The organism is Candidatus Saccharibacteria bacterium oral taxon 955 (assembly GCA_010202265.1).
GTDB lineage: Bacteria > Patescibacteriota > Saccharimonadia > Saccharimonadales > Saccharimonadaceae > Saccharimonas.
Genome location: CP047918.1, coordinates 297,618 through 319,918, shown reverse-complemented (window position 1 = coordinate 319,918; position 22,301 = coordinate 297,618). Strand labels below are relative to the sequence as shown.

The following is a 22,301-nucleotide window of genomic DNA, read 5'->3' as shown; positions in this document are numbered from 1 at the left end:
ACACAAACTAAAAAAGAGGTGACACATGTTCCTAAAAGGCGCCTCCGGCTTATATGACATACAAGCTCGGCAGCTAGCAGATACCGAGTCGTACTCTTTCCATCTCGCGAGAGAAGAAGAGTCCGGCCGATGGCATCTAGCCCAGATTGCCGCCTCTCGTAAATATAACGGGGGCCTTGAGCGTGCGGCGTTTATACTGCGACGTCTTGCGACAACCGCAGAGCTATTTGACGCTGAATACGCCAAGCTTACCAACCATCACCTACATTACGAACGACTCTATCCACTGCTAGTAGAGTCTGGAGTATCGCCCGAGCGAGGTAGACGACGAATCAATATATATCGTTTTGCCGATGTAGATGACGTTCGCCGTATTCTCCCCATGTCCAATATTCGTCGCAAGAATGGCCTGAGGGTCGACATCAAGACGAGTGCATGGATTATGGGACGACTACTCAAGATGCTCGCGTATATTCACGGTGAGGGCGTCCAAAATCGCAGGATAACTGCTAGTAATGTTCTGCTGGACCATCAGCAACATTTTGCAATTACCCTAGACTGGACGTCTGCGTTCCTCCACCAGGATCAAGTGCCGGCCGACAAGGCCGTCCTTGACATCAAAGACGCCGCTTCTGCGGTGATGTTTAGTCTTGGCGGAGAGGTAAATGGCCATTGGCCCTACGGAGAAACAGGCGCCTATATTAGACTGCTTCAGCAGTTGATAAAAGGAGCCTACAAGAACGCCGAAGAGGCTCTGGATAGCTTTTACGAGCTCGTCAGGGCCGAATACGGACAATCGTTTCATGAGTTCACCACATTGTCGCTATAATAGCGACCCAAACAGAGAGGATGGCGATGGGATACCGTCGTTTTACCCATGATGCCTACCTGGCGGCCCGTTCTAAATACGTGCCAGCTACTGGCCCGGCGACTAGTACCGCTGAGCAAGCTTACCGAGAAACCAAAAAGCTGGATCCACTAGTTGATCCAGCTGAGTTTGGGCTGATTCGAGAATCGCGTATACGATTCGTCGAGCGGCCAGACGGTCTGTTTGTCAATAAAGTCGGGATGCCAGTCCCTGTCGAGATACGTCTCGATACGACCGGCTCAATGGGAAGTAATGTCGACAAGGCGCTAAAAGTCTTGCCAGACACATACGACCTATTGAGTAAAGTCCTGCCAGACATGGATCCGCAGATTGCCACTAGCATCTTCGGTGACCGAGATGACAGAGTGACCCTCTGTCGTTCTCAATACGAAGCGCTGGCTAAGCGGATCGTGCGACAGCTGGCGCTCATGGTGCCGGAACGCGCTGGCGGGGATTTTCCAGAAGATCCTCAATACGGGCTGTTTGCAGGCGCGTATCTAACGAGCGCGTACATAAACCGAGTCGGACTAAAAAGGTACGACTTCACGGTGACGGACGCCCCCGGCAGGGAGTACGTCGACCACCGAATGCTCATAGATATCTTTGGTGAAAGTGTCTATGACAAGGCATCAGAGAATGGCTGGCAAATACCAAAGAGCCGGCCAATCTCGACCAAGCGCGTCATTATTGACCTACTCAAGCAGGCTCACGCCTTCTTGTTGCAGGTCAATAATGACGACGAGACGCGCGAGTTTTGGCAAGATATATACGGCGAGGACCGTATAGTCACCCTGCCAAAGGTCACCCTGTTGCCAGAGGTACAAGCAAGTATCATCGGTCTAACCGAAGGTACGCTTGAGCTGGAAAAGTTGCCCAAATTTCTCGAGGAACGAGTCGCGTCCAATAGTGATATTGATAAGATCATCCGATCTATCACTAATATCCCTATTGGTGATCAAACGATACTCAAAAACTTTGGGAAAGGGCCAAAACCAGGCGACGTCTTCCGTAACAAGACCGACCTTTGGCCGCTCGATCCAGCAAGCGTACCGCCGCTTGATCAAAAGGATGAGGCAGAAGGTGATCTCGACTGGCTCTAGTCCAGCTCTATAGACTAGAGGCAGTATGACTCACAAGGTCTACGTCGTCACCGACCTCGGGTCTGGTGACGGCGGGAAAGGAAGTGTGGTGCACGCTGTGGCGAAATCCCAGCGTGCCCACACCGTCATCAAGCGCGGAGGCGCGCAAGCGGGACATGGAGTGAAAACATCAGGAAAGAGCTTCACGTTCTCTCAGTGGGGCTGTGGGACACTTGACGGTATCCCTACACATCTGTCTCACCAAATGGTCGTAAGCCCAGAGGGGCTACTAAACGAGGCCACCGAGCTACGTTCACTACTCGGCATCAACCCGTTCGACACACTAACACTAGATAGACGAGCGCTCGTGTCTACGCCTTTTCACGGCATAGCCTCACGTTTGTTCGAACTATCCCTCGGGAATACTCCACGTGGGACAGTAGGTACAGGTGTTGGACAGGCCTATCGCGACATGATGCGATACCCCGAGCTTATGCTAACAGTCGGCGACCTCATGGTTACCGACCTGCGTGAACGACTTGAAGCGATTCGTAACAATGTCGTTCAGTATGTTATGCCAGTGGTTGAAGACGCCGAGTTCCTGAGAAGCGATAGTATCGCCGTTCGACGCGAACTCAGCCTTCTTCGTGACGACAACTTCATCGACTTCGTTCATCGACGTTTCAGGGAAGTATCACAATTGGCCCAAGTGGTCGATCCAAGCTACCTCCCGGAAGTCGTCCTGGCGAGACGTGGGGTTGCCGTCATCGAAACATCGCATGGCGTACTAACAGACCGTGTGTACGGTTTTTCACCTCATACCAGCGCTATTAGGACCCTACCGAGTATCACTCGGCGCATCCTAGACGACTCAGGTTATGAGGGAAAAATCGTCAATATCGGTGTGTCCCGTGCGTATGCTGTCCGGCATGGCGCAGGACCGCTGCCGACGGACGATCCAAAACTGGTCGAGAGACTACTACCTGGTGTCCACGAACAATACAATCGATGGCAGGGTAGAGTTAGGGTGGGCGCCCTAGACGGTGTACTCCTCCGATACGCTATCAACGTTTGCGGAGGAAAAAACGCCTTTGACGGGTTGGCCGTCACCTGGATTGACCAGGTCAAAAAAAATGGTGATTGGCTCATTGCCAACCGGTATGAAGATACGATTAATCCCGCATTTACTACTCAGGGAGAATTGCGGGTTCATCGTCATCCAACACCGGAGAAACAAGAACAACTCACTCGGGCGCTACAAAAAGTAGCTCCCGTCATCACTCGTTATTCAGTCGATTCTACTCTCACCGCCGATGCACTATACGCTCACTGCGCAGAGATAATCGGCAACATAACGAGTATCCCGGTCCGCATGATATCCATGGGGCCGACTGAGCTTGACAAGCTCATGAAGTAAACAAACACGAAAGGATCTCGATGTCTGACAAAGACTCAGTTGCCAAAGCTACTGACGAAGTGGCCACCAAGCTCGCCGAGCATGGCGCCTCCAAACAGGTTATCGCCAAAGTGCTTAACCTGGGCGTAGAGAAGATTGCCGACCTAGGGGATCTCACTGTCGATGATTTGCGAGAAGCTGGTATGCCTGTGGTAAAGGCACGCCAACTGATTGCGAACGTCAAACCAGCCGTCCCCGCAGTCGACACCGCTGTTCTAAATACAGCGACCTTCGACAACCTGCTGCCTAGCCCGCCAGATGATGAATCCTGGTTGAGGGCACTAAAGACTGGTGGCGTCCTAAAGGTAGACCAGTCCACAGTAGTTGCCGCTATACGCGCTGCACTTGCCGAACGGTTTGGCCTATATAGCCTACCGTCCAAGCTAGCTAACGCCATGGAAAAGTGGGCGGACGAGACTGATGAACAGGTAAGCCCAACGTTCTATCAGCTACGGAAGCGGGTGACCAGACTTCGATACGGAGACGTCTTTGATGCTATCGAAGGCCTAGACGGGGCCTTCATTACAGAAGCGCGCAAGAAGCGTCTCCTTGGTAGACTCAACGACTACCTGTGGCCAGCTATCGATGGGTTCCGCGAACAGCTCAAGGGTTGGCAAGAAGCGTACCTGCAAGGTGCAGCTAACCCCGCTATGCTGTTGATAGCGTTGACCGGAGGCGGAGCGGCCAGCATGCTACAGCCCAGCATAATGCAGGCTGATACGTCTGGTCTGCGAGACGCCGCCGACGCCGTCAAGGATGCCATTAACCGCGTCTTTGCGGGTACGGGAGTCCAGATCACTGCGGGCCTTGCCTACGAGGCTCAGCAGATAAAACAAGCTCTGGAAGAGCCGCGCCTACCGAGTATGGTCGGTGCAGCAAACCGTGAGCAAATGCTGAAGAAGCTCGGCCTAGGGATCCCCGGAACCTACCCGCGCTTCGAAGTAAACCTTGTAAGGTTTACGCTGTCTATTCTAGAACTCGAGAACCAGACCCCTGGTCAAGAGGAAATAGGCTACCTAAGTGCCATGTGCATGTTGGGTAGTCAGCTAGATATGAGACAACTAGCTGAGCGTAAATATGCCACACTTGGCTAATCACGCCCTATAGAAAAAGGGCCAAAGACCTCCTTTGGGGCAGTATCGTCTGCCCTAAAGGAGGTCTTCTTCATATTCAAGACAAATTATTTCTTAGATGGAGACTGTAAACGAATCTTTTCAGCAAACAACTGCGTTGCTAACCGGCGATAACCCGGGTCCCAATAAACACTCTGCCTATCAACACCACCCCACTCCTGCCGCCTATCATCACCATCGACCGCGTAGTGGCGTTCATAGCCCTTATGCATCAAACGATACTGCAGAGCATCCTGCTCAAGCCGACGCAATGCAATCCGCCTAAGTGTTGGGTCATTTTCATAAGGAGCAGTCAACTCCTTACGTAATTGCTCGATCGTCTCCCGCTCGCCAATCCAGACATTGTTATACAAAAGATGACTCCAGGCGTCAGACGCTCTATCAGCAATATCCGCCTCGCAGCTCGGCAACCGCAAGCCCTCTGGCGTATCAGAAAGCCAGCACTGAATCGGTCGCTCGTCGCCAAAAAGTGACTCGAGACTCGACGCAACATCCGCCTCCAGAGCCCCAGGACGAATCATAACCGCAAGATCAAGATCAGAGTCATCATTACCGTAACCCTTGAGTCGCGACCCGCCCATCGTTACTACTGGATAAAACAACTTCAAAAGACGTTCATCACTACTAATCCGTTCAATAATTTCAGTAATCCACGTGACCTCAGTCTGCATATAACAAAGATTTTCCGACCAATCTCCAGCTAAAGCTGGGGTCGTCACGCCACGCGATTCAAGTAAGTCCCGAGACAATACTCCAGCATGTGACAAGTGACGATACGTTCGCTCCGCGCGCTGGCGTACAGCTATATCATCGTTTGACAGCTGAGCGCCAAGCCACGCTTCATGAGACTGCTCTATACCTGAAAACTTGTCTGATCGCAACATCCGACCCAGCGCCGCCATAGCAATCTGCACCTCAATCGGTTCATGAGAGCACATCAATTCCTCTAGCTCGTTCGGCTCGACGCTACGGGCCATCTCGCGAACCAGCTCATCAGTTTTCACCTCCGCCAGCCATTTACGGCGTGCTGGCGACATTTCACCCAGCGTTGTCTGCTCCGTCAGTCGGTTAGAGGAAGCAACCTTCTCGCAGTCCATAAACGATTCCCTTAATAGATCTCTGTCGCTTTGACTTAGCACGTACCGTATATCACGTTCGCTCACCAAACCACGCTCCTGCAACCACGGTATGAGGTGCATCGCCTTGACAACAAGTGGCACTGGATTCTCATCGTAAAGCTCACCAATATCTCCGTCCACAAAATCCGCCCGTTGATCTACCTGACCAAGCAGACTCCACCAAGCCTCAACATAGGCCTCAGCGTACGCACTACCAGGTCGATCGGGCAACCACCGCTCTGGCAGATATAGAGCAATCCGGGCGCTATCCTCAGACTCGAGAAGCGGTATTATTGCCTCAACTGGCGCTCGATCGGTGGCGCAGGCAATTTCTTGCGCGACAGACGGAACCTCCGCCTCATTAAGCGGCGGCTCAACTACCACCGAAGTCCGTCCGTTTCGTCGCTCTTTCATTATTTTTAGTAATTATAAAATCATAAACTGATAAAATCAACCCAGCCTCGGACAAGCCCCACATAAAAAAACACCTCGTCCCGTGAGGCGAGAGAACTGCACTTATCTTTCTTGATTATATCACTTTTACATATCTAAGTCAATACACGCCACGCACTCCACCTCTATTATCTATTAAGCTTATGCTCGTATTTGACGTAAAACTCTGGTATAATTATCACCTAATGGCAACAAAACTTCCTACCGTCGCTATCATCGGTCGCGCAAATGCGGGCAAAAGCTCGCTCTTTAACCGTATGGTACGCTCTCAGCAGGCAATTGTCGCTCGCGAAGCCGGCACGACACGCGACAACGTCATTGGCAAAGTATCATATCGTCGCCCCGAGACCACCCAAAAACACCCGCTAGAATCAAACTCCGCGCAAACCGACGAGACCACCAAAGCTCAGTTTTGGCTAGTTGATACCGCTGGGCTTAAAGACCCTGACGATGAATTCGAAGCTGGGATTCAACAACAGATTGAAGAGGCAGCCAGCTCCGCAGACGTTATTCTTGTCGTCGTCGATAGCACCGAATACCCAGGAGACGAGGACCGCCTCGTCGCCAAAAAAGCCCTAAAAAGCAAAAAACCCGTTATCCTCATCACAAACAAAGCCGATCTTCGCAACTCGCTACCCGACGACGAGTTCCGTCGTCTCGGTATCCGTGACATTATCCGTACTAGCGCTGAACACAATTCAGGTATCAGCGACATCCTAGATCGTCTGGCCGAGCTCCTACCCGAGGCTCACGAGCGTAGCGATGACGACATTCTACGTATCGCCCTCATCGGTCGACCAAATGTCGGCAAGAGCCATCTATTCAACACGCTTGCTGGCAAACAGCAGGCGATTGTCGCTAACATCGCTGGCACTACCCGCGACCTCAACCGCGTCTCGATCCGTTATCACGGTCAAACTGTTGAGCTAATCGACACCGCCGGTATCCGTCGCCAGGGCAAACAAGAAGTCGGTATTGAAAAATTCTCTGTTCTACGCACTCTTAGCGCTATCGAGGAGGCCGACATCTGCTTCTTGCTCATGGACGTAAACGAGCTAAACGTCGCCCTCGACCAAAAACTCGCTGGAATTATCAGCGAGGCGGGCAAGGGGCTAGTGCTTGTTGTCAGTAAATGGGACTCCGTCGAGGGCAAAGACGCCTTTACTCGCGACGCTCTCGCGCCAAAAATCGCCCACAACTTCGACTTTGTCCCGTGGGCGCCGCTCATTTTCACTAGCTCTGTAACTGGCCAAAACGTGACCAAACTATTTGACCTAGCCCTCGATATACGCACTCGTCGCCGACAGGAGACCAAGACACGCGTTCTAAACGATCTGCTCCAAAAAGCCATCCAAAAACACCCACCGGCTGGGCTAAAAAACTCACATCCGAAACTTCGCTACATAGTACAGACCGACAACAACCCGCCATGGTTTGTTATCTATGGCTCAAATCTAAAATTTGTCCACTGGAGCTACAAACGCTACCTCGAGCGCCTGGTTCGCGAGACCTATAACTACGCCGGTACACCGATCAAGTTCAGCTATCGAGACGAGAAGCAGATCAAGGCCAACAAAGAACGTATCGCTCGCGGTCTCGAGCCAGTTACAAAAGCCTACAAAGAACGTAAAAACGCCGAAAAAGACTAGCCAAAACTACATCTAGCGAGAAAAACACCCCCGCTTTTTACAGCGGGGGTGCCCCTTTGCTTTATCCCTCCGTGTCAACCTCGTCCGTCGACGAGGGGTCGAGGACGGAGACCTGACTGCAGACGGCGGACACCACCAAGGCGGCCAACTCTGCATCTTCGCGGCGAACAACTGCCGCGACTGATGCGATCTGCAAAAATAGCCCAATCGCCGACCCTAGCATCATTACGGCCCCTGCCATTATGACAGGGAAGCTGCCTACTGACGTTCCTGCTGAGGCAGTGCAAAGGCCCAACCACATCAGTGCAGACGAAACCGCAAGAGACAAGAATGCTCTAAGCAGTGTCCCAGCGATGACTGGATGCGCCGTATGACGCAACCACCGGGCAAATCTCCCTTCCTTAAATCCTGGAAGAACGTCCGAATCTTCTTTTTTCATCATGTCTCCATGTCTCCGATCTACAAAAGGGCATACCCCTTGGTTCAGGGGGTATCTACTCTTAATTATATCAACAAATCTTTATCTTGTCAATAAGTACACAATAGCCCTTGTTGCTTAGATTTTTTTCACGGCATATGAAAATAGCCCGCCGAACGAGCTCAAAGCCTATATTTGGCGAGCTATTTTCAGCGAGCAGCCTATTATCCGAGCAATTTCATGACCAGATACCAGAAATTGCCTCGCACCTGGTCGCCTTCCTGCATGGAAGATATGAACTTATTGAATGCATAAGCTCTCATCCTCTCCAAGACAGACGGTCGAGAATCAGGACTGACAGTACCCACAGCGATTCCTCTCTACTCTAGTTGAAGTATGGGTCGTCGTAAATATATCACTTTATAGCATTAAGGTCAATTTAGTATCTTGGCTAGCAAAACTAACATTTAAATAGCCCTGGTCAGTCGATGAGACCAACCAGGGCTAAGGCGTCTACACGAACCGTGACAGTATAGACACCACAACCAACACGATAATAAGATACAACGCCAAGGTATTATACAAAGCATGCACCGTCCCGCTATAAGCGGTGGCCGACACCTGGTTGCGTGTCCTACGGTAATCCCACAGATATACCAGCAGGAATCCAAACCCCGTCAGCGACAGTGCCACTCCCGCCGCAAACGAATACCATATATTAATTATATGGATCGCTCCAAACACCATACTGGCACGAACTCGCTCCAGCCAGGTCCACTTCTCGCACCCGGCACGAAATGCTACCTCCTCCCACAGGGCAAGCCTGAGCCAGGCATTGTAGACGCCACTCTTGCTAGCGGGCTGATTATCCAGCATACGCTGGAAATCGCTACGCTCGACAAGCGGACCGAGTCCGATGACGACACAAATACCAACCCCCCAGGCTAGACCCGTAGCCCAACCTTGCGGTAAAAACAACCCAAACAGCTGAGTTAGCAAGCCAACAGCGGACGGCCTCAAAAATGGCACCTGCAATAGCAGCACGGTCAGACCCACCGTAAACGCCATTAATAGCGCTGCTATCGGCAAAAAGCGCCACACGCTGCCTCTGGCCGTGACTATTATATGCGCTACCCTTGGAGGCACATACAGCGCCCCTGGGTCCTTGGGCATGGACCACCGCAAGAATCCCGCTAACAGTCCCTTGTTGGGTCGTCTGTACCGAATCTCTCTATCGAATCTATCGAGGAGATCGCTGGGGATCGTCATACAAGAAGCACCACCTTCGATGTTGGATTGAAAATGTACAAAGAGGGCCTGGGTTATTCGTCTAAAACACCTCTTTTTTACCTAAAACGTCGACCAATAGTCGGCGCCTAACAGCGATATTATACCACTTACCGAATATTTGTAAATGATCTATACTGGTTGTATGAAGGTTATTTTTGGTATCGGCAACCCTGAGAAGCGATACGCTGAGACTCGCCACAACATCGGCTTTATGGTACTCAATACACTAGCAAGCCAGCTGGGTGTATCATTCAAACGATGCGAAAAATTCCACGCCGATATCGCCCAAGCAACAATTGATGGCGAAAAAATATTGCTCGTAAAACCAACGACCTACTACAACCTAGTCGGGCAATCGGCGCGTGCCATCCTAGACTTTTATAAGCTCGCCTCGGTCGACTTTCTCGTAATTCACGACGACCTCAATCTACCAATCGGGACATTACGCACCCGTATAGGGGGCAGTGATGGCGGCAACAACGGCATCAAATCACTCAACGCTCATCTAGGTGTCAAAACAGCTCGTCTCCGCGTCGGCACCTGGACCGACCAGCAACGGTCAACCGACAAAGCGAATTTTGTCCTCGACACGCTCAACTCGGAGGAGCGCAGTACGATCGAGGATCTACAAGCTCAGATCAGGGAAATTATCGATCATTTCGTTGATGGCTCATTCCAAGCGACAACCTACAAATAACTACTCGCTATGGTCGTAATCGTGACCATGCTTATGTTCATCCTCATGGTCATGATGAGTTTCGGTGTCGCTATGTGTAGATTCTTTGTGTTCGTGATGATGGTGATGAGTGTCAGTTGTGCCATGAGAGTGATTGTGTGGAATCAAGCCACTCACACCAGCAATTACGACCACACCGGCTAGAAGCATAAGCGCCTGTAAGTTGCCCTCACGACGCGGTCGCTCGTGAATATCAGGGATGATATCGCTTGCAGCAACGTAGATAAAGAACCCAGCAGCCAACGCTAGTAGCGGCGACATATCCAGCGATACCGCCGATCCGAGCCAGTAGGTGAATAGCGCGGTAACAATAGTTGCCAATGCGCTTAATAGATTTACAAGTACGACTCGCTTCGGACGCATACCCTTACCGAGTAAAATACCAAAATCACCAATCTCCTGGGGCACCTCATGTGCAGCAACCGCCAGGGCAGTCGCGACACCGACACTAGGATTCACCAAAAAAGCCGCCCCGATTGCTACACCGTCGATCGCATTATGTAGCGTATCACCGATTACCACGAGATTAGCATGAGTTTGGCCCTTTATCCGATCTTCACCCTCGATATCATCGTGATGATGGTGATGAAACCACCCGAGAAGGCGCTCTAGGACAAAAAATGCCAAAAAGCCTCCAAGCGCCCAGCAAAGCACTGGTAGTGGCTCGTCTTTGCCGTGAAGCGCCTCTGGCAACGCGCCAAGTAGCGCAGCCGCTAGCAAGGCGCCAGCCCCAAAGGGTAGCGCAAAACGAATGATTTGTTCACGTTTTTTAACTGAAGTGAGTAGCAGCATACCGCCAGCAAGCGATACAACACTGCCAACCGTTGCCCAAAAAAGTAACTGTAAGTATTCCATATTACTTATCGTATGGCGTTATTTTTATCATTGCAAATCTGTTGCAATTTAACGCCCCATTGCAACAGCCTCGAGCAAAAAAGAACTCTAAAAACAAAAACGACCCCGATACTCTCGAGGTCGCTTTCCAAACTAGTGCCAGGTAAGGGTGGGCATCACCTGGCACTAGTTTGCCCTTCGTCCCACCCTATCGGGTAAACGTGATCCACCTCACATACTACGTGCGATCCGCTGGACAAAGGGGTTAGTAAACGCACCAAGGCTTTTCTAGTGGTGCTATAGTGGAGGGTAGAATACTACAACACGCCTTTGTGCGCTACCTAACATAGTGGGTATTTACCTAGTGGTAAACACCCTAGAATAGGGGGTATAAGGTGCTTGATTGAGCTGTTTCAGCTCATCAATCATGAACCATATTATCATACCTTTTATATAAAGTCAATACTTTTAACCACTTATTTGTATGAAAATCAATAATATATCTCCAGATAAGAATTCCTACCTCCAGATAATAAGCTCTATTGCCAAGCCTCCAAAAAGCTTATATTACATGGGAAAACTGCCCGACCAGCGCCTACCAACTATCGCAGTCGTCGGAACGCGCAAGCCAACCAGATACGGTCAAGAGGTGACTAATCGCTTGACCTACGAGCTGGCAAAACAGGGAGTCGTCATCGTAAGTGGACTCGCCCTCGGTATCGATGCGCTAGCTCACAGCATCGCACTTGACGCAGGCGGGACGACAATTGCCGTACTTGCCAATCCGCTTCCCACCATCCAGCCCGCTACCAATCGTGAGCTTGGTGTACGCATCATTGAAAATGGTGGTGCAATTATTAGTGAACACGATGCCGACGAATCCTATACGGTCGGACGGTGGAGTTTCCTCGAGCGTAATCGAATCGTCGCTGGCATCTCCGACGCCATCCTCATAACCGAGGCAAGCGCTCGTTCTGGTACGCTCAATACCGCCATGCATGCCCTAGATCAAGGCAAGGACGTGTTTGTCGTACCAGGTAATATCACCAGCCCATCAAGCGAAGGCTGCAACCTCCTGCTGAAACAAGGCGCTATCCCCGTTACCTCCGCCGAGGACATTCTCGAAAGACTTCTACCTAAAAGACCTCGCAAACAGAAAACCCTACCACTTGGATCAAATGAATATGAAACCGCCGTCATCAAGCACCTTGCATCAGGCGTCCAAGATGCCGACGAAATTCAGCGCCTCACCGGTATCGACCAAACCTCACTAAATACCGCCCTTACAATGCTCGAGCTTGCCGGCACAATCCGCCCCCTCGGCAACAATCACTGGACGTTGTCATAAACCCCATACACTCAACCTCTAACCTGAGGCAAACGAGGTATAACTATTTTTTAACTCTATCCATATAAGCTTAAGCTATATACTTTAATTTTTGTCAATATATCTACCTCTATGGATTACAAAAAATACTCCTGTTTTTATGGTATTATTTATAAATATGACACGAAATCTCCGCGCAAAAGACCTACTCAAACCACCAACTGCAATTACCGCCGCATCATTTGCGATGGTACTACACGGTAGTCAGCACCTAGACACCAAAACCGGGAAAGCCGAAGTAATTATCGGTCGAATAGGTGACGTTGTCGACGGTATGGTCGCCCGCAAGTTCGAAATGTCAACCGACGCTGGAGCACTGGCTGATGTCACCGCCGACAAGCTTGGTATGCTGGCAATTGCGCTCGGCACAGCCAAGCACGACATAGTTCCGAAGCCTATACTAACCGCTATGGCCATCAAGCACATCACGAACGCCACCGCGACAATCTATAATGGCCTCACCGATAAAAAGCAACGCTCTATCCGTCCACCAAAATCAGGCAAATATGGTATGGCAGCTGACACGATTTCTCTGGGTGCATTCATGCTAGCCGACGAACTAGAGCCAGGCTCGCCAAAATATCGCCTCGCTCGTGGCCTCGGCTATGCCGCATTTGCCGCTGGTATGGTTTTTGGCGCTATCTCAACTCGACGTTATCTCAAAGGCGACTTCGACGAAGTCCCAGCGCGCTAAATCCTTGACTTTTTATAAATTACTTATATAGTATACGGAGGACTTATCGTTCAGATACGATTGGTCTGTCCGCTCAGAAAGTCTGAGCGTTGACAATTTGGACAGAGAGGACCCAGGCTCTATGAGCAAGAAGTATCGTGTGGACATAAAGATAACGGGTGACATGGTCACCATAAACTCAACGACAAGGCTTAAGGAGGAGCACCTCGACAAAATAAGAAAATGTCCTGGCGTATATAACACCATGGCAGTCACCGGACGATACTCGGTGACAATCTTGGTCGGAGAGGCTTTCGACACCCTGGAGACAACAGCCAGGGTTGTCACGATCATAGCAAAGTCTAGGAGGCCAGACCGTCTAGACATAACGGGCGACCATCCCGTGGACATACGCCAATTGGTCGTAGCCGTGAAACTCAAAGAGCTAGATACAGCGATCAAAAAAGCTCTAAAAAAGTCCGAAAGATGCAGGAGTAGGGCAAGCCGTCTCAACAAGAGGCGGATTAAGCTATACTTAAAAGGACAAGAGATCGGGCAGCAAGAAGCCTGATCTCACCCCCCCGAGGGCAGACTCATCTCTCTGTCCTCGCTACCAGAATTACCGAAGTTATTTTTTCGGTGATTGTGGTAGCGAGATAGTTTGACATTTAGAGATTATATATAAGTTACTAAAGCATAGTTTGCAATAACTATTTGACGTTTTATATTTTATTTTGTATAATATATTGCAGACTTTTCGTTCAGATGCGAAAGTCTAGTCCGCTCAGAGAGTCTGAGCGTTGACAATTTGGACAGAGAGGATCAAATGCCCCAGCTCACGAAGCAGGCAAAGGAAATGCGGCTGACGAACATCGAGATAATAGATGAATCTAACGCGACCGTGCACAGTAGTGTGCGGATTGCAGACGAGGAGTCTCTTGAAAGTATCCGAAAGGAACAACATGTAGTCTCAGCCCATGCGGGAAGCACAGAATACGACCTGACGATTGAGGCCGCCGACCACCATGTTATGGAGGCCATAGCCGAGGCCATTGCAACATGCGCCGAAAAACACGGTATCGCTAGAGTATACGTCGAAGGAATAGAAGACTCCTTGGTCCTGGCGAACGCTATCGGTGCCGAAATTCGGTACAAGTGCGAAGAAGCCCTGGCCGACATAAGGCATAGGGGGTCTTTGCTAAGAGAAATAAGAGAGGACGCCCAGAATGAACTCTACGAAATCGGGTGTGAGGAGTATCAGCTCGACATAGAAATTCACGCCCTTGAGGCAGAGCTGAAGAAGGCAGAGGAGGAAATAAGGAAGCTCCGAAGCATAAAGGACGAGCTGAGAGAAGGGTTGGAAGAAATTGACCGAACAGAGAGGATTCTAAAAGAAAAACGGAGAAGTGTTAAGAAGAGGAAGAAAAGTATCAGAGCCACAACCTATAGTGCTCTGATCACAATAGACTAGCCATTTCCCCGAGGGCAGACTCATCTCTCTGTCCTCGCTACCAGAACTACCGAAAAAATACCTTCGGTGATTGTGGTAGCGAGATAGTTTTGTAGCAATATATTTGCTATAAATGATAAAATTAATATACAAAGTACTTGACTTTTTATAAATTATTTGATATAGTATGCTCTAGACTTTTCGTTCAGATGCGAAAGTCTAGTCCGTCCGGATGGTCCGGACGTTGACAATTTGGACAGAGAGGTACGAGAAAAATGACCAAGGACCGCAAGAACCGCATGGTCATAAACAAATACGCAGACAGCGTCTACGTATCCGCAAGAGAGAGGGTGAGCAAGAATAGCTATACTCTCATCGAAGAAGTCCCGGGAGTGGAGCACGTCACCACGAGTTGTGGTGGCTACTCGACGGGAGTCAGGTTCGCAGACACATACGACGCCGAAGAAGTAGCGGCACGGATAGTGATCATCCGAGCCGAGCAGGCGGGTGTTGACCCTGCCGACGTTGCCCTCCAGGGCGACATCGCCAAGGAAACAAGGGTAGAGGTCCTCAGGACCCTACACAAAGAAGCAGCCCTGCGCGGAGCTGAGGCGACGTTGCGTCTCAGGCAGGCCCAAGAGGACGCGAGGCAGTCAACCGAAAGAGCCAACTGGCTCTGGAAAAAGATAGAAGAGGAGATTAGGCAGCAAGAAGCCTGATCTCACCCCCCGAGGGCAGACTCATCTCTCTGTCCTCGCTACCAGAATTACCGAAAAAGTGCTTTCGGTGATTGTGGTAGCGAGACAATTTGGTATAATATGAGGTTATGAAAAATCTCGTCATAGTCGAGTCACCAGCCAAAGCAAAAACCATTGAAAAATATCTGGGCAATGACTTTCATGTATTGTCAAGCGTCGGTCATATTCGGTCAATTCCCAAAAAAACCAAGGATGGCACACCACCGATCGATGTCAAAAACGGATTTGCCACTACCTATGAAATCGATCCAGAAAAGAAAAAAGTTATCAGCGAGCTCAAAAAACAAGTCAAAGCAGTCGGCCCCGCTAACGTCTGGCTGGCTACCGATGAAGACCGAGAAGGAGAGGCAATCGCCTGGCATCTTTGTGAGGTTCTCAAGCTAGATCCAGCCACGACTAAGCGAATTGTTTTTCACGAAATCACAAAACCAGCGATCGAAGAAGCTATCAAACATCCGCGCACTGTCGACATGAAACTTGTTGAAGCCCAGCAGGCCAGACAAATCCTAGACCGTGTGGTTGGATTTGAGCTTAGTCCTGTTGTGTGGCGAAAAGTCCCAGGCGGAAAATCGGCTGGACGAGTCCAGAGTCCAGCGGTGCGACTACTGGTGGAACGAGAGCGTGAGATCGAGGCTTTTAACTCTAGCGCGCAATTCAAGGTTACCGCTATATTTATTCACGACGGACAAGAGTTCAACGCCGAGCTAAAACAACGATTTGACACCGAAAAAGAAGCAACTGAGTTCCTGGAGGGACTCGTCGGTGCGACATATACCGTGAGCGATATCACCAAGAGTCCATCAACCCGCAACCCATCTGCGCCTTTCACTACCAGTACTTTGCAACAAGAGGCAAACTCCAAGCTTGGCATGAGTAGCAAGGCTACGATGACAAGCGCTCAGAAACTCTACCAAGAGGGGCGCATCACCTACATGCGTACCGACAGCGTAACACTATCTAGCCAGGCGATTGCCTCGACAGCCGATCTAGTCAAATGCCTCTACGGTATCGAGTATAGTCATGTACGTAAGTTCAAGACCAAATCAGCAAGCGCCCAAGAGGCCCATGAGGCAATTCGCCCAACCGACATAACCCGTGAATCTGTCAGCGGTAATGAATACGACCAAAAACTCTATGACCTGATCCGTCGCCGAACCTTAGCAAGCCAGATGGCGCCAGCCAAGCTTGAGAATACGACAGTTACGATCACCATCAGTAAGACCGAGCAATCAAGCGAAAAAAACAAAAAACTCGTTTTTGAGGCAAAGGGACAAGTTGTCGTGTTTGACGGCTTTTTGCGAGTCTATGGCAGCAAAGACGACACACTATTACCAGCAGTTTCATCCGGCGATACACTTCAGCAATATAGTGTTGAAGCACGACAGGTATTTTCACGCCCGCCAGCACGCTACACCGAAGGGTCGCTGGTCAAAAAACTCGAAGAGCTAGGTATCGGGCGCCCGTCAACCTATGCGACCATCATCAACACCGTACAGGCCCGAGGCTATGCAGAACGTGGCGAGTCCGAGGGGACACCTAGAGACATTATCGTGCTCCAGCTAATTGACGGAGAGGTCGATCGAGAGGTTATCCAAGAAAAGACCGGCTCTAATCGTGGTAAGCTCGTCCCGACGCCATCTGGAGAGCTGATTAGTGACTTTTTGTCGAATCATTTTGATCAAATCGTTGACTATGATTTCACCTCAAAGGTTGAGGCACATTTTGATGATATCGCTACGAACAGGCTAGCGCGCAACACTATGCTAAGAGATTTTTATGAGCCGTTTCATGAGCTTATCGAAGGCTCTGGCTCGATTGACCGATCAACTGTCGGCAATAGCCGGGAGATTGGCGTCGACCCAAAGACTGGAAAAACTATCCTGGCGCGATTTGGCCGTTTCGGCCCAATGCTCCAGCTGGGTGCATCCGACGACTCTGAAAAACCACAGTTTGCCCCAATGCCACGCGGAGCAAAGATCGAAACTGTTACACTCGAACAAGCTCTCGAGGCGTTTAAGCTGCCTAGACTTGTCGGGCAAGCCGACGATGGTCAAGACATCAAGGCGAATATCGGGCGATTTGGCCCATATATCCAGGTAGGCAAGCTATTTATATCTATAAAAGACCACGACCCGCACGACATCGATCTAGACACAGCCAAGACGCTCTATGCCGAAAAACTCAAAGCCGAAGCCGAAAAAAATATTGCTGATTTTGGTGAAATCAAGGTTCTAAGAGGGCGATTTGGCCCATATGTCACCGACGGCAAAAAGAACGCCAAAATACCAAAAGATATCGACCCCACTACACTCACTGAGACGGAGGCCAAGAAGCTACTAGACGAAGCCCCGGCCAAATCCGCTCGTGGCAAAACACGTCGTGCACCTCGTCGAGGTAGCAAAAAAGCCTAAAACCAAAGTCTTCTCACCGCACAACCCGAAAGACTCGATTATGAGGCTATGTTTGGCAGCATTAAGCCTAACGCAGACGTCCGATCTCAAGCATCAAGATGACCAACAGTCTATGCTAAATCAATGAATTGCCTGTGGAATATAGGTAATTCATTGATTTTATGGTGTAATATTTTCGACATTATTTGTGGAATTTTTTCTGGTTTCAAGGTGTTAAAGTTGACAGCTCGGTGAAGTATGGCTAGCTTGACCATGGTTCTATAGCAAAAAAAGTCTCAAAAAAGTATTTACCATAAGCGTCGATATTGTGGTACAATAAATGTAGCAAAGTTTGGGGGTTGACATTTCCAAAAAATGTATCATAATGTAACCAGACTGAATATTAATTTTTATATAATTTTCCCTTAGGTGAGGCAAAGGGAGCGGAGAGTTCTACCGATGAGCGATACTGCAAAAAGCGATACTGCAGCAACCCTAAAGAGTGCCGTGCAAGAGATACTAAAAGCTATCGATCAGGAGCGTGAGCGTGAAATTATTACACGCCGTTTTGGCCTATTTGAGCGACGCGAAACGCTAGAGCAAATCGGTGAACTACTCAGTATCACTCGCGAGCGTGTTCGCCAGCTCGAAAAAGCCATCTTGATTCGTCTGAAAATCGCCGCAGACGAGGGTAAAATTCCAGCCGTACACGAAATCGAACGCCTCATTGTTCGTGATCTATCTGAGAATGGTCGTGTTGGCCGTGTGCAGGACGTAGCTACGCGCATGGTAGGGAATATGCCTACCATCGAGACAAAAGCACGTATCGCATTTGTTGGTGAGCTATCTCCGAAACTAGTCGTTATCAACGAAAATGACAACTACTACCAAGGTGTCGGCATCGCCGAAAATGGTGACGAGAAAAAAATCCGTGGCTCAGTCGACGAGATCGTCAAAACTATCAAAAAACATGGCGAACCAGTTGATATTGAAACGCTTCACGGCATGCTCAATTACGAAAGCCCTAGCCAGGTTCGCGCGCTTGCCAGCCTCTCAAAGGGCTTAGCCAGCCTCAAAGACGTCTGGGGTCTCGTCAAATGGCCGACCGTTAATCCAAAGAATATTCGCGACAAAATCTACGTCATCCTCGCTGACAATGGCAAGCCAATGCACTTTTCTGAGATTGCTAAATTTATCAAAGATAGCGACTTCAAGCGCAAAGACGTCACTACTCAGGCTATTCATAACGAGCTGATTAAAGATAAGCGCTTCGTGCTGATTGGTCGTGGCATTTACGCCCTAGACAGCTGGGGCTACAGCAAGGGAACTGTTTCTGATATCATCACAAAGGTTCTCAAAAAAGCTGGCGAGCCACTACATCGCGATGAAATCGTCAAGCGTGTACTAAAGAGCCGTCAGGTCAAAGAAACGACAATTTTACTCAATCTCCAGAGTAAACCAGAGTTTAAGCGTGTCGCCAAAGCGACGTACACTCTCGCCGAGCTGGAAACAAACTAGCTCCCGGACTAAACTAATGATTTTAAGCCCGCCGCACTAAGCCAGGCGGGCTTTAGTTATCCAAAACAATCATGCTTACTCTTGCTTTTTTTACAGAGGTATGATATAATGTAATAGAATAAATTATGTCAATTATCGTCGACTTCATCAATATAATTCTCCAGTGGTACGTTTGGCTGCCAATTGTAGCGACTTTAGGCTACATGACGTGGCGAAACTATCAGCGCGTTGACGTAGTCAGAAATGTCGACAGCGTCTTATTGATGCTAGAGATTCCAAAAACCAACGACAAATCCGAGCTCGCTGCTGAGCAGATGTTTGCGTCACTACACGGCATCTTGCGCGACGCCAAAGAACTAAAAGCTAACGGCGGATACCAAGAACATCTCAGTTTTGAAATCGCTTCAGTCGGTGGACGTATTCAGTTTTATGTCTGGACACCAAAATCGCTTCAAAACTTTGTCGAAGGACAGATCTACGCTCAATACCCTCAGGTCCAAATTCACGCCACAGATGAAGATTATGTGGCGCACGAACGTCATCACAGCGTCGTCTACACTTCAGAAATCGTTCTGACCGACAAAGAGTTCTTGCCCATCAAAACATTTCAGAGTTTTGAGGTCGACCCGCTGGCTGGTATCACTGGCACGCTCGCCAAGCTAGAGGACACCGAAGAAGAAATTTGGATTCAGATGTTAATTCGACCTGTAAGAGACGATTGGCACAAGGCCTCTGACGCCTGGATAAAAGCCGTCAAAAGTGGTGGCTTTAATCTATTTGGTGATGGTGGCATGAAATGGGTCACTGGACTGTTTGAATTACTATGGGCACCACCAGAGCAGGGGACTGGTAGTGCAGCGGAAATTTCTGAACGCGACAAAACCCGTATCGCTGAGGCCGAAAAAAAAGCGACAAAGCTGGGCTACCAGGTAAAAATCCGTCTCGCATACCTCGGAGAAAATACCTCCGATGCCAAACTTCGTATGCAAGGTATCGTAGGTACGTTCAAGCAATTTAACTCGACAAACCTCAACGGTTTCAAACAATCCCATGACAGCTTCGCCAAAGAATCTCTCGCCAAATACAAGACCCGCCTGTTTGCCGATAGAGGGTATCTCATGAATATCGAGGAAGTCGCTTCGGTATTCCACCTACCGCACACCAACGTTGAAACACCAAATATCGTCTGGGCAAGCACAAAAACCGCCGAGCCGCCAGCCAAACTTCCGATTCTAACTGGCGACCCAGCTCATGATGAAAATATTTCCGCCTTTGGCATGACTAACTTCCGTGGCATCAACCATCAGTTCGGCATGTTACGCTATGACCGTTCACGCCACGTCTATATCATCGGACAAACAGGAGCAGGTAAATCAGGACTTCTAGAGTTATTTGCGCTATCTGATATATTTCACGGTCAGGGCTACGCGATTATCGACCCTCACGGCGACTTTGCGATAAACAATATGCGATTCGTGCCTGGCTCACGCCTAAAGGATGTCGTTTATTTTAACCCTGCCGATACGCAGTATCCACTTGGATTTAATCCTCTAGAAGTCACCAACCCGTCGCAAAAAACCAATATTAGCTCTGAAGTGATTGGCGTGTTGAAGCGCATGTTCGGTGATTCATGGGGTCCACGTCTCGAGTATATTTTGCGATACACGATACTAGCCTTACTCGACCGACCCGAGACTACCATGCTCGACATTACTCGCATGTTGACCGACAAGAAGTTCCGCAAAGAAACCCTCAGTTACTGTACAGATACTGTCGTTTTGCAATTTTGGAATGTTGAATTTGCCAGCTGGACTGATAAGTTTCAGGCTGAAGCGATTGCCCCAGTACTAAACAAGGTTGGCGCTTTCACTGCTAATCCAGTTATCCGCAACATCATCGGCCAGCCAAAATCAACGTTCAATATCCGCCAAATTATGGACGAGGGCAAGATTCTCGTCGTCAACCTCAGCAAGGGTCTAATCGGTGAGGATAATGCTGGAATCCTAGGGTCGTTCCTGGTCACCAAGATCCAGCTCGCCGCCATGAGCCGTTCGGATATACCAGACATCAAAGACCGTCGACCATTTTATCTGTACGTGGACGAGTTTCAAAACTTCGCGACCGATTCTTTCGCTACGATTCTATCTGAGGCACGCAAATATGGACTCAATCTCACCGTCGCCAACCAATACATTTCACAAATGCAAGATTCTGTGCGCGACGCCGTCTTTGGTAACGTCGGTACGATGATCAGCTTTCGTGTCTCAGCCGACGACAGCCCAATTCTAGCCAAACAATTTGAACCACAGTTCGAGCCAAACGACCTCTTGCAGATGCACAACCGTAATTTCATCATAAATATGGTAATCAACGGCGAAAAAGCTCCAGCATTTAGCGCAAAAACCCTCAACCTACCACCCGCCCAAGACGATAACACTGGTAGGATTATCCAACATACGCGAGAAAACTACGCCCGCAACCGTCAAGAGATCGAGGAGGATATTTCAAAACGCATCCTACCTCCAGAAAATCTCGTTGTTAAGCGTCCTGGCCCCGCCTACACACCGCCAAAATCACCAGAGCAACGTGAGGCTGAGCGTCGTGCAAAGGAAGCAGCGATGCTCGCTCAGGGCAAAACATGGCCCATCAGCAACATCACACCCGATGAAGTCAACGTCGCCTTAAAAGAAGCAAGAGACCAAAAGAAGCAACCAAGTACAGAGCCAAAAACTAGCGACCAGCCTGACGCACCGATCAATAATTCCAATAGCGTAACCGAAAAACCAAAGAAAAAACGTACACGAACCCGCAAGCGTAAGCCATCGGGCAGTAGCGATACTCAACAAGAGCCAAACCGACCTCGCATCATACGCGAATCAAGCGTAAATGATAGCAAACCATCCTCTAGCAAACCAGAGAATGATCCTACTATATTGAGCGTTAGATAGTATACTGCAGCTAACATTACAGGAGAATAACATACAATCAAAAGTAGATTCAGCTAAAAGAGTCTGTTGTTTTTACTGCAAATAGAAGACTCTAGGAGTTTTAAAAAAAACGGGCCTACCGCCCGAATCTTTATAGAAACATT

Annotated in this window: 18 protein-coding genes; 14 read left to right on the top strand and 4 right to left on the bottom strand. The window is 49.4% G+C overall.

The genetic code is table 11. From position 1 onward, the window contains the following. The first annotated feature begins 25 nt into the window (after positions 1–25). Genes GWK75_01690 through GWK75_01675 form a run of 4 tightly spaced genes read left to right on the top strand, consistent with a single transcriptional unit; the run spans position 26 to position 4,497 of the window. Complete coding sequence (locus tag GWK75_01690; protein ID QHU91167.1) at positions 26–829, top strand: hypothetical protein; 804 nt, start codon at positions 26–28, stop codon at positions 827–829. Positions 830–855: 26 nt separating this feature from the next. Continuing rightward, positions 856–1,968, top strand: coding sequence for a hypothetical protein (locus tag GWK75_01685; GenBank protein ID QHU91166.1), 1,113 nt, complete (start codon positions 856–858; stop codon positions 1,966–1,968). A 25-nt stretch (positions 1,969–1,993) separates the two neighbouring features. After that, positions 1,994–3,364 carry a hypothetical protein gene (locus GWK75_01680; GenBank protein ID QHU91165.1) on the top strand — a complete coding sequence of 457 codons (1,371 nt, stop codon included), beginning with the start codon at positions 1,994–1,996 and terminating at the stop codon, positions 3,362–3,364. Between the two features lie 20 nt (positions 3,365–3,384). Then, a complete protein-coding gene (locus GWK75_01675; protein QHU91164.1) occupies positions 3,385–4,497 on the top strand; it encodes a hypothetical protein in 1,113 nt (370 codons plus the stop codon). A gap of 86 nt (positions 4,498–4,583) precedes the next feature. On the opposite strand, the gene GWK75_01670 is transcribed toward GWK75_01675, so the two are convergent. Then, positions 4,584–6,068 (bottom strand): hypothetical protein, encoded by a 1,485-nt coding sequence (locus GWK75_01670; GenBank protein ID QHU91163.1) that lies wholly within the window; start codon positions 6,066–6,068, stop codon positions 4,584–4,586. 224 nt (positions 6,069–6,292) lie between these two features. Here GWK75_01670 and der point away from each other — a divergent pair, with 224 nt between their 5' ends. Beyond that, entirely contained in the window at positions 6,293–7,756 is a 1,464-nt protein-coding gene (gene der / locus GWK75_01665) for a ribosome biogenesis GTPase Der (GenBank protein ID QHU91162.1), read from the top strand. 61 nt (positions 7,757–7,817) lie between these two features. Here der and GWK75_01660 read toward each other — a convergent pair whose 3' ends face one another. Then, the gene (locus tag GWK75_01660; protein QHU91161.1) at positions 7,818–8,198 is read right to left on the bottom strand and encodes a hypothetical protein; all 381 of its coding nucleotides are present in this window, start codon (positions 8,196–8,198) and stop codon (positions 7,818–7,820) included. Between the two features lie 489 nt (positions 8,199–8,687). After that, a complete protein-coding gene (locus GWK75_01655) occupies positions 8,688–9,242 on the bottom strand; it encodes a hypothetical protein (GenBank protein ID QHU91160.1) in 555 nt (184 codons plus the stop codon). Between the two features lie 364 nt (positions 9,243–9,606). Between GWK75_01655 and GWK75_01650 the strand changes: the two genes are divergently transcribed. After that, entirely contained in the window at positions 9,607–10,161 is a 555-nt protein-coding gene (locus GWK75_01650; GenBank protein ID QHU91159.1) for an aminoacyl-tRNA hydrolase, read from the top strand. Here the strand turns inward: GWK75_01650 and GWK75_01645 are convergent, their stop codons facing one another. Continuing rightward, positions 10,162–11,055 (bottom strand): ZIP family metal transporter, encoded by an 894-nt coding sequence (locus GWK75_01645; protein ID QHU91158.1) that lies wholly within the window; start codon positions 11,053–11,055, stop codon positions 10,162–10,164. 463 nt (positions 11,056–11,518) lie between these two features. Here GWK75_01645 and dprA point away from each other — a divergent pair, with 463 nt between their 5' ends. The 8 genes from dprA to GWK75_01605 all read left to right on the top strand — a co-directional run bounded on the left by dprA (position 11,519) and on the right by GWK75_01605 (position 22,158). Further along, complete coding sequence (gene dprA / locus GWK75_01640; GenBank protein QHU91157.1) at positions 11,519–12,382, top strand: DNA-protecting protein DprA; 864 nt, start codon at positions 11,519–11,521, stop codon at positions 12,380–12,382. A 157-nt stretch (positions 12,383–12,539) separates the two neighbouring features. Continuing rightward, complete coding sequence (locus GWK75_01635) at positions 12,540–13,115, top strand: hypothetical protein (protein ID QHU91156.1); 576 nt, start codon at positions 12,540–12,542, stop codon at positions 13,113–13,115. 121 nt (positions 13,116–13,236) lie between these two features. Then, positions 13,237–13,665 (top strand): hypothetical protein, encoded by a 429-nt coding sequence (locus tag GWK75_01630; protein ID QHU91155.1) that lies wholly within the window; start codon positions 13,237–13,239, stop codon positions 13,663–13,665. Positions 13,666–13,920: 255 nt separating this feature from the next. After that, positions 13,921–14,565 carry a hypothetical protein gene (locus GWK75_01625; protein ID QHU91154.1) on the top strand — a complete coding sequence of 215 codons (645 nt, stop codon included), beginning with the start codon at positions 13,921–13,923 and terminating at the stop codon, positions 14,563–14,565. Between the two features lie 329 nt (positions 14,566–14,894). Next, positions 14,895–15,263: a hypothetical protein gene (locus GWK75_01620; protein QHU91153.1), complete on the top strand. Its 369-nt coding sequence runs from the start codon at positions 14,895–14,897 to the stop codon at positions 15,261–15,263. Between the two features lie 107 nt (positions 15,264–15,370). Next, the gene (topA, locus tag GWK75_01615; protein QHU91152.1) at positions 15,371–17,713 is read left to right on the top strand and encodes a type I DNA topoisomerase; all 2,343 of its coding nucleotides are present in this window, start codon (positions 15,371–15,373) and stop codon (positions 17,711–17,713) included. 438 nt (positions 17,714–18,151) lie between these two features. Further along, a complete protein-coding gene (locus tag GWK75_01610) occupies positions 18,152–19,210 on the top strand; it encodes a hypothetical protein (protein ID QHU91151.1) in 1,059 nt (352 codons plus the stop codon). 125 nt (positions 19,211–19,335) lie between these two features. Continuing rightward, a complete protein-coding gene (locus GWK75_01605) occupies positions 19,336–22,158 on the top strand; it encodes a type IV secretion system DNA-binding domain-containing protein (protein ID QHU91150.1) in 2,823 nt (940 codons plus the stop codon). Positions 22,159–22,301: the final 143 nt, after the last annotated feature.